The 8072-nt window shown below is 38.0% G+C and carries 9 protein-coding genes; all 9 read left to right on the forward strand.

The window, feature by feature from the left end; genetic code table 11:
- Window positions 1–34: 34 nt before the first annotated feature.
- Window positions 35–1423 (forward strand): terminase large subunit, encoded by a 1389-nt coding sequence (locus WC906_04525; GenBank protein MFA5777677.1) that lies wholly within the window; start codon window positions 35–37, stop codon window positions 1421–1423.
- A 183-nt stretch (window positions 1424–1606) separates the two neighbouring features.
- The gene (locus WC906_04530) at window positions 1607–2449 is read left to right on the forward strand and encodes a tyrosine-type recombinase/integrase (GenBank protein ID MFA5777678.1); all 843 of its coding nucleotides are present in this window, start codon (window positions 1607–1609) and stop codon (window positions 2447–2449) included.
- A gap of 37 nt (window positions 2450–2486) precedes the next feature.
- Window positions 2487–2699, forward strand: coding sequence for a hypothetical protein (locus WC906_04535; GenBank protein ID MFA5777679.1), 213 nt, complete (start codon window positions 2487–2489; stop codon window positions 2697–2699).
- A 181-nt stretch (window positions 2700–2880) separates the two neighbouring features.
- Complete coding sequence (locus WC906_04540) at window positions 2881–3450, forward strand: hypothetical protein (protein ID MFA5777680.1); 570 nt, start codon at window positions 2881–2883, stop codon at window positions 3448–3450.
- Window positions 3451–3616: 166 nt separating this feature from the next.
- Entirely contained in the window at window positions 3617–3796 is a 180-nt protein-coding gene (locus WC906_04545; GenBank protein MFA5777681.1) for a hypothetical protein, read from the forward strand.
- Window positions 3797–3949: 153 nt separating this feature from the next.
- Complete coding sequence (locus WC906_04550) at window positions 3950–5008, forward strand: DNA cytosine methyltransferase (GenBank protein MFA5777682.1); 1059 nt, start codon at window positions 3950–3952, stop codon at window positions 5006–5008.
- Window positions 4992–6647, forward strand: coding sequence for a TIGR02391 family protein (locus WC906_04555; GenBank protein MFA5777683.1), 1656 nt, complete (start codon window positions 4992–4994; stop codon window positions 6645–6647). The genes WC906_04550 and WC906_04555 overlap by 17 nt, the downstream gene beginning before the upstream one ends.
- A gap of 5 nt (window positions 6648–6652) precedes the next feature.
- A complete protein-coding gene (locus WC906_04560) occupies window positions 6653–7057 on the forward strand; it encodes a DUF559 domain-containing protein (protein MFA5777684.1) in 405 nt (134 codons plus the stop codon).
- Window positions 7058–7108: 51 nt separating this feature from the next.
- Window positions 7109–8072: endolytic transglycosylase MltG (gene mltG, locus WC906_04565; GenBank protein ID MFA5777685.1), on the forward strand; the 964-nt coding region annotated here is incomplete at its 3' end.

Below are 8072 nucleotides of genomic sequence, written 5' to 3' on the forward strand. Positions count from 1 at the left end.
CTCCCATATTTTTAATTAAGCCTCGATAAAGAAGATGAAACCAATAACCAATGAAAAATTACTGGAATATAAACGTGACATTTGTGTCTTCCTTGAAGAACAATACATTCTTGAGGATATGAAGCCAATAGTGCTTCAGGATTATCAGAAAAAAATCCTGCGAGATGTTTTCCAGACTAAAGATAAAAACGGATTGCGCCAATACAATTTGGCTCTGATGGGAGTGCCTAAAAAGAACGGAAAATCAACTCTCGCCAGTGGCGTGGCTTTGTATATGCTCTTCGCCGATGTTACGAATGCCGAGGTATATTCGGTGGCGGGCGATAAAGACCAAGCTAAGATTATTTTTTCCATGACCAAAAAAGCGATTGAACGAAATCCTATACTTTTGGCTTCAGTCAAAATATACCGAGACGAGATTGTCGTTCCCAGCACGAATAGCTTGTATAAAGTTTTGTCGGCTGACGCTCCAACTCTGCATGGATTAAATGGCTCGGCTATTATTTTCGATGAAATATGGAATCAGCCCAATCGGGATTTATATGATGCGCTTACCCAATCTCCAGTGAGGCGCGAACCACTCACGTTCATTGTGACTTACGCTGGAAGCGACCAGACTTCATTGCTCTACGATTTATACCAAGCGGGCATTCAGAAAAAAGACAGCCATATGTATTTTTTTTGGAGCGAGAAAAATCTGAGCGATTGGATTACGTCTGAATATCTGGAGAGTCAAAAGAAACGATTGCCAACCCATGTCTATCAACGACTCCATGAAAATAAATGGAGTCAGGGAGAAAACTCGTTTTTGACTAGAGAGGAAATTCATCAATGCATCGACCCAGTTCTCCAACCCCAACTCGGTGGTAAGGATAATCTTCAATATTATCTGGCGGTTGACTTAGGACTTGTGCGAGATAGAACGGTAATGACTATTTGCCACAAAGACCCGGACGACAAGCTTATCTATTTGGATTATGTGAAGACTTATATCGGAAATAAATCTTCCCCCGTTCTTATAGCAGATGTGGAAAAAGACATCGTGTGGGCGAATGAAAATTTCAATATCATCAGGAACATTTTCGACCCTTGGCAAATGAAGGGAACAGCCGAAAGACTGCGAGGTAGTATCAAGATGGAAGAATTCACGTTCACTTCCAATTCAATTCAAAAGTTATCGCAAAACTTATTTTACCTTTTTCATAACGGACTCATTCGTATCTTTCCGAATAAATTTTTAGAGGAAGAATTACTCAATTTGAACGCTGAAGAGAAGAGTTACGGTTGGAGAATTGACCACAAGTCGGGTAAGTATTCCGATCATGTTATCAGTCTTGGTATGAGTGTGCTTTACGCCGTCCAGTCGGGAAATTCAAGCACTGGAGTATATTTCGGCAATTGGCAGAAACCGAGGCAAATTTAAAATAACGGCGTAAAAATGCGTTCATTCGGTGCAGGCGGTAAGGTCGCATAATACACGTTTTGTATCCTTTTGGTGGAGTGGATAACTCGGCGAGAAAAAAAGTTGACTTCCTTTACGTGTGAGGTAACATCGCTATGCGATGTTAGTTACGCTTTAAACAAGCCAAATTAAAGAGCTAAAGCCATGAGATATATAAACGAATTTGCGACCTATCTGAAGGTCGATAAAGAACTAAGCCCTCACTCCTCCACTGCATATATAAGGGATCTGAATGAATTCCAAGAATTCTCAAAAGTAACTACGGAAGGAAAAATAACAAGGACTCACATTCGTGAGTTCCTTTCTTTTATATCGGATAAAAACCAGCCGATTACCCGAAGGCGAAAGCTGACTTCAATTAGAATGTTCTTCAAATTTCTTGAGGACGAAAAATTGATTAAGGAAAATCCAACTAAAGGATTACCCAGTCCGAAAGTAGAAATCAAAGAGCCGAGCTGGCTTACTGAGAATGAAACAAAAAAGCTGGTGCAAGCGGTTGAGAAATCAGGAAGCCTACGAGACGAAGTAATTATCCGGATACTGGTGGAAACTGGAATGAGACTAAACGAGCTGGCAAATCTAAACATCGGCGATCTGGATACGAAGAATAAAACTATAAAAATCCATCGCAAGGGAAACAAAGAACAAACAATTCCGATTAACATAAAACTGAATCTGCTTATCAATAAGTTTATAAAAAACATTGATTCGGATAAGCCCTTGATCACGAGTAGTTTCGGCAGGCGCATGACTAATCGCCGAATCGGGCTACTGGTTAAAAGTTATCTCAAAAGAGCTGGCATCCAGAAAAATGTGTCCTGTCACAGCCTGCGCCATTCCTTCTGTACTCGGATGCTGGAAAAAGGTGCTGACATTAAAACCATTCAAATATTAGCCGGACACGTTACGATCGCAACAACAGAGAAGTATTTACATATCGCTAACCCTAAACTTAGAAAGGAGGTGGTGTTAGCTGAAGTATGCTAATCAATCGTTCGTTAACTAATTTTTAATCTAAAAAAATATGTGCAACTGCAAAAAGCATTACCTTCCAGCGATTCCTCCGTCGGATTACAAAGGGCCGCTGGATAAATGGACAAGACAACTGAGAAAAATGGGAGCGTTCAAAGGCAGGCTTCCGAAGGATAAACTTCCGCTCAGAAGGATATGGATAGAAGAGATGGACTATCTCAAAATATTGGACGCTTGCGAGGACAGATTGACGGTAGTTCTTTAAAAAGATAAAATGAAAATAACAAAATACCAGTCGCAAAACCAACCAGACTTTCAAGAGCCTGGACTGGTCGTGTATATAAAGGGGCAACTCTCCGAAAGGTACACGACTGGTTTTGCGACTGGGCGACCCTAGGGGGTTGTCCCTTTTTGTTATGCAAAAGTAATTAAATAAACAAAAAACTATGGGAAAAATCAAACAAACAAAAATACTGGCTATTGTCGGTATACTGGGTGCAGTATTTCTTCTCTCAGGTTGTAGCGATTACAATTCTCCAGTCAGTCAGAAACCCAAATCTGCGGGTACTGTGAGCAATACCAAGGAAGTTAAGAGCGAAGACAACGAAGACGTTGCAATTGCCAATAAAAGATTTGAATGCAAGCAAGAGGCTTACAACAAATATATAGAGAAAAGAAATGTAGAATGCCATAAACTTAAACGGGAAGATGACTGTACTATGCCCCCTCTAAACTATCTTCCTCTTGAAAAAGAAAAAACAGATGCGATGGATGAATGCTACAAGACTTACAAAAGCACAGCAAAATTTAAAGGAGAGGATGAATTCTTAAAAGAAATCGGCAGAGAAAAATGTTTAAACTATGCGGAACAACTTTACATAGACAGATGGGATTCGTCATGCAAGCGATTGGGTAGAGCCAAGAACTGCACGTTACCGATTGCCATCTCAAATTCCCATGACGAACTACGAAGAGGAGAAAGAGATGAGTGCTACAATAAATATCCAGCGAAGTAATTATTAACTTAAAGAAGAAATAAAAAAATAAAAAAATTAATTTTCGTTAAGCGGATGCCGGAGGCCTATGTTTCCTTCGATGTGTTAAAAAATATCGCAGTTTAGGCCTCGGACACAGGATGGGAAAATTTTTTGAAAATCGCCTTTAACAACTAATAAAAAAACAATGAGCATAGACAAATTAATTGAAAAAGTTTTTGATGACAGTGAAAAAGAACTGGAAGATGCCAGATTCGAATATTTCAGTAAATACTCCGATTCGCAGCTGGATGAAATTTATGAGCAAGATGTGAATGCCAGAGAGGTGGTTGATATGATCAGAAGAGCAAGAAAAGGATGTTATTAACTGGACAAAAATCAATAAAACCATATTTTATATCAAGTGACAAAAAATATGAATGCTTGTTAAATACCCGTTTTTGTCGTAGGATAAAAACATAAAACGATGATTCAATTTTGCGAAAAAATACGACTAAGCATAATGTCTATCGAATAGTATATGAAAAAAACAAAAAAAATAAAAGCAATAGATTTTTTTAGTGGAGCTGGGGGAATGACTTATGGATTAAGAGAGGCTGGGATAAGAGTATTGGCAGGCATAGACAATGATCTTATTTGTAAAGAAACTTACGAAAAAAATAATCCTGGTAGTGTTTTTTTACATAAAGATGTTTCGGAATTCTCGCCGAAAGACCTGCAAAAAGAAATGAAAATTTCGAAGAAAGATGATGCTATGGTTTTTGTTGGATGCGCACCTTGTCAGTATTGGAGCATCATAAATACTACAAGAGAAAAATCAAAAAAAACAAAAAATTTAATCGTAAACTTTAAAGAGTTTGTCGAGTATTTTTTGCCTGGATATGTAATTGTTGAGAATGTGCCGGGAATTTCTTCAAAAAAAGAATCTCCAATGGGTGGTTTTATTGATTTTCTAAAAAGGAACGGGTACGAGGTTGTTTGCGAAATTGTCGATATGTCATGGTATGGCATTCCTCAAATGCGAAAAAGATTTACATTAATAGCTTCACGTGTAAATAATCCCATATTACCCGAAAGAAAAAACAAAAGAACATTATTGAATGAATGTATAGGTGAAAAAAACGGATTTTCGAAAATAAAAGCAGGGCACAGAGACGCGACACTTTTTTTGCATACTTGTTCCGGTTTGTCGGAAAAGAATATGGAACGTTTGAAGCTTACTCCCAAAAATGGTGGAGGAAGAGAAAAATGGCAGAAAAATAAAAAATACAATCTCGATTGTTATGCAGGGAAGGAAAAACAGTTTACCGATAATTACGCAAGGATGTCTTGGGATAAACCTTCGCCAACGATTACGACAAAGTTTTTCAGTATCAGTAACGGTAGATTTACTCATCCGGAAGAAAATCGTGCCATTTCATTACGTGAAGGGGCATCAATACAGACATTCCCAAAAGATTTCGAATTTGTCGGGAAAAGTATATCGGAAATAGCCAAAATGATCGGAAATGCGGTCCCCCCATTATTTGCAAAGCAACTTGGGAAATCGATAATTAAAAGTTATGACAAAAAACGATAAACAAAACAATAAATTAACGATGACTTTTGATCCGCTTACTATCGAACATCTGGGTGTTCGTATGTACTCCACCTTACCTCCGGTATTGGCCGAGCTTGTTGCTAATGCTTATGATGCCGATGCCGACAATGTGAAAATAATATTATTGGACAAAGACAAAAATAAAGAAATTATCATTAGCGACGATGGTATAGGCATGAGTTTCGATGATATCAACCAAAAATTTTTGAGAATAGGAAGAAACAGAAGAGCTGAAGATGGTGATAAAATATCGGCAAAAGGTAGGAAGGCTATAGGAAAAAAGGGTTTGGGGAAGTTGGCTTTTTTTGGTATCGCTCATGAAATAGAAATTTCATCCAAAAAAGACGGGAAAGAAAATGTGTTTTTGATGAAATGGGAAGACATAAAAAATTCTTCCGATAAAGAATATAGTCCGACACTCATAAAAAAAGATGAACGATGTTCTCACAAAGAACATGGCACAATGATTATTTTGAGAAAAATACAAAGAGAAAGTGATTTTGCTCCTGAAGACCTATCGGTTAGCTTATCCAGAATTTTTATTCTTGATCCGAGTTTCAGTATAACCATTCAGCACAATTCAGGCGATTCTATTTCGGTGAACAACGACAAGAAATATGCCGATCTCAAGAAAGAAGTCGATTGGAACGTTCAGCCCGATATTAAAATGGATTCCGATTATCCGAATAAAGAAAAAGTTACAGGATATCTATTTACAACCGAAAAACCAATACCGCCTAAAACGAATATGCGGGGTGTCACACTTTTCTCGAGAAAAAAGTTGGTAAATTGGCCAGAATATTTTTCCGACAGTACTTCGAGCCACTTTTTTTCTTATCTGACCGGGTGGCTTGAAGTTGATTTTGTTGATGACTTGGGAGAGGATGTGATTTCAACAAACAGGCAAATGCTTAACTGGGGTCATCCCGAAATGGAAAAACTGAGAATTTATTTGAGATCCATGTTGAATTGGATGGAACAGGATTGGAGAAAGAGAAGAGCGGAAGCAAGAGAGAAAAAAATAACCGAAAAAACAGGAGTGAATATTACAGATTGGTTCAGCAAATTACCGGAAGATATAAGGGTTAAGATGGAACCTATTTTGAGTGCTATAACCAAAGAGTCGGAACTTCCAGAGGAAATTGCGAATAAAGCGGTTAAAAGTATTCATGAAATTGTTCCGGAATATCCCAGATATCATTGGAGGCATTTGCATCCGAAAATAAAAGATATTGCCAAAGAAGACTATGTGAACAAAAACTATTTTAAAGCTACCGAATTAGCCTCGAGGCTTTATATTTCAGAAGTAAAAGATAAAGCTCAAGTTGACGATCAAAATGATTCGAATAATATGGACAAAGCATTCAACCTGGGAAACGGAAAATTACTTATTACGGATTGCAACTCGGTTACCGAGAGAACAATTCAAAATGGTCAGCATTTTTTATCCAAGGGAGTTGTTGCCGGTTGCAGAAATCCTCTTGATCACAGTTTTCCGAAATATAAAGAAAAATTGGTTGACACGGGACTTTTCTCGGAAGAGGATTGCTTGGATATGCTTAGCTTACTGTCTCATCTTTTCGGAAGACTGGATAATGCAAAAAATCGTCAGGATTGATTCATATGGACAGATTATCAAAAAAAGATAGAAGTGTGTTGATGTCGAAGGTTGGAACGACTGGAACCGATATAGAGAAGAAATTATTGAAGATAGTGAATCCTTTTTGGAAAAAGAAAAGATATAGAAAAAATGTCAGAAATTTACCGGGCAAACCCGATGTTGTTTTTTTAAAGAACAAATTAACTATCTTTGCCGATGGCGATTTCTGGCATGGAAAAGATTTCGAAAAATGGAAAAATAAAATACCGAAGTTTTGGAGGAGAAAAATCGAAGACAACATCCGTAGAGACAAAAGACAATCAATGCTGTTAAAAAAGGCCGGATATAAAGTTTTGAGGTTATGGGGCTTGGATATAAAAAAGCATCCCGAAAAAATAACTGAAAAAATCAGAAAAATGTTGAATTGAAATGTTGAATTTATTTTACACTGATATTTATATTCATTGGAAACTGAAATTATGAGTAGAAAAAAATACGGAATTATTATCGGACTAGTGGTAATTATTATCGCAGGCTTGTTTATGATGTACCACCTATTTTTTTCCGCACCTCAATTGCAGGAAGAAAAAGTTGTTTTTATTGTCAATCGAAACCAAACTGAAACACAAACATTGGATAAGCTGAAAAGCCAAGGATTAATTAAAAATAAAGTGGCTTTAAAATTAGTTCTATTTTTCAAACATAAACAAATAGCGGTTGATGGTTACAATGTTTCAAAAAACATGAGCGCTTGGCAAATTGCCACGAAGATTACTTCTTCTCCTGATATGAAATGGGTGGTTATTCCCGAAGGATGGAGAAAGGAACAAATCGGAGAGCTTCTGGCCAAAACTTTCAACTGGAGCGATGAAGATCTTGATAGGTGGAATACGTCGATCACTAAAATGAAAATCGATTATATCGAGGGAACATATTTCCCGGATACTTACCTTATACCGGTTTCGGACAGCGGATTGGATATGGCCAATCGGATGACCAGAAATTTCGATGAAAAATTTGCGCCTTATGTCACTCAGTTTGCCCAGCAAAATATTAAATGGACCACCGGACTGAAGCTGGCTTCGATTATCCAGCGGGAAGCCGGAGGAAAAGACGATATGCCTATGATCGCGGGAATACTTTGGAATAGACTGAATAGTGATATGAGCCTGGAAATTGATGCAACAGTGCAATACGCGAGAGGTAAAACCGACACAGGCTGGTGGGCACCGATTACGGCGGATGATATCAGAACTATCGACTCGCCGTATAATACTTATAAAAACAAGGGATTACCGCCTTATCCGATCGACAATCCGGGCCTGGACGCGATTGAAGCGGTGCTTAACCCGGCTCAAACGGATTGTTTGTATTATCTTCACGACAGCGACAGGCAAATCCATTGCGCCAAAACGTTGGAAGAACATCAGGCAAATATCGAGA

This window comes from Parcubacteria group bacterium (assembly GCA_041657845.1).
Taxonomy (GTDB): Bacteria; Patescibacteriota; Minisyncoccia; order Moranbacterales; family JAKLHP01; genus JAKLHP01.